Origin of the sequence: Vibrio sp. Vb0888, from assembly GCF_033338835.1 — a bacterium.
Classification (GTDB): Bacteria; Pseudomonadota; Gammaproteobacteria; order Enterobacterales; family Vibrionaceae; genus Vibrio; species Vibrio alginolyticus.
The window spans coordinates 1-1,630 of sequence record NZ_JAWOTL010000084.1; the positions used below are offsets into that span (position 1 = coordinate 1).

1 protein-coding gene is annotated in these 1,630 nt (G+C 47.4%); it reads left to right on the forward strand.

Features of this window, described 5'->3' with window-relative positions; translation table 11 throughout:
- Positions 1 to 103 precede the first annotated feature (103 nt).
- A partial coding sequence (locus R7P72_RS24005) for an acetolactate synthase 3 large subunit (protein ID WP_318110825.1) occupies positions 104 to 1,630 on the forward strand: 1,527 nt, incomplete at its 3' end.

The following is a 1,630-nucleotide window of genomic DNA, read 5'->3' on the forward strand; positions in this document are numbered from 1 at the left end:
ACGTGGAAGTATTTCGATTAGGCTACGAATAAGACCTAGACTATGTAAAACCAGACCAATCCGTTGACCTTACGGTGTGGAATTCTGGGTAAGGAGAGCAATTATGACAGCAATGTTGTCAGGTGCAGAGATGGTGGTGCAATCTCTGATAGAGGAAAACGTAGAGCAGATCTTCGGTTATCCGGGTGGTTCCGTTTTGGATATCTATGATGCACTGCACGCAAAAACCGACCAAATTAAACACGTACTAGTAAGACACGAACAGGCTGCGACACACATGGCTGATGGCTATGCTCGCGCAACAGGTAAGCCGGGTGTGGTACTGGTATGTTCAGGGCCTGGCGCAACCAATACCATTACCGGTATTGCAACGGCGTACATGGATTCCATCCCGATGATCGTGATTTCAGGGAACGTGCCAAACAGCCTGATTGGTAACGACGCTTTCCAAGAATGTGACATCGTGGGCGTCTCTCGTCCGGTAGTAAAACACAGCTTTTTGGTGAAAAAGGCGGAAGATATCCCTGAAACGATCAAAAAAGCCTTCTACATTTCAACAACGGGTCGTCCTGGACCAGTTGTGATTGATTTGCCTAAAGACGTAATGAATCCGCAAATCAAACTGCCTTACCAATATCCAGAAAGCATTTCGATGCGTTCATACAAGCCAACCACTTCGGGTCATAAAGGCCAAATCAAGAAAGCGCTGAAGTCTTTGATTGAAGCGAAAAAACCGGTGCTTTATGTCGGTGGTGGCGCAGTCATTTCTGGTGCTCACGAACATATTTTAGAACTGGCAGACAAACTTAACCTGCCAGTTGTCAGCACCTTAATGGGCCTAGGTGCATTTCCGGGCACTCACAAAAACTCGCTTGGTATGTTGGGGATGCACGGTACCTACGAAGCCAATATGGCGATGCACGAAGCGGATCTGATCTTCGGTATTGGGGTACGTTTTGATGACCGCACCACCAATAACCTTGAGAAGTACTGTCCAAATGCGAAAGTGATGCACATTGATATTGATCCGTCGTCGATCTCCAAAAACGTCAAAGTGGATCTTCCAATTGTAGGCTCTGCTGAAAAAGTACTGACTACGATGCTTGGTCTACTGGCAGAGCAAGATTGTGGCAACGATGAAGCGGCGATCACTAAGTGGTGGGATGATATTCAAGTGTGGCGCGATCGTCAGTGCTTGTCTTACGAAACGTCGTCGGATCGAATTAAGCCACAGCAAGTCATTGAAACACTGCACAAGCTAACCAATGGTGATGCGTATGTGGCGTCTGATGTAGGCCAGCACCAAATGTTTGCGGCGTTGTACTACCCATTCAACAAACCTCGCCGTTGGATCAATTCGGGTGGCTTGGGCACAATGGGCTTCGGTCTTCCTGCTGGTATGGGCGTTAAGTTCGCGATGCCTGAAGAAGAAGTGGTGGTGGTGACGGGTGATGGCAGTATCCAGATGAACATTCAGGAGCTATCGACGGCCATGCAGTACGATATTCCTGTGAAGATCATCAATCTGAATAACCGATTCCTCGGTATGGTAAAACAGTGGCAAGACATAATTTATCAAGGTCGCCACTCTAACTCTTACATGAGTTCTGTTCCGGATTTTGCTGCGATT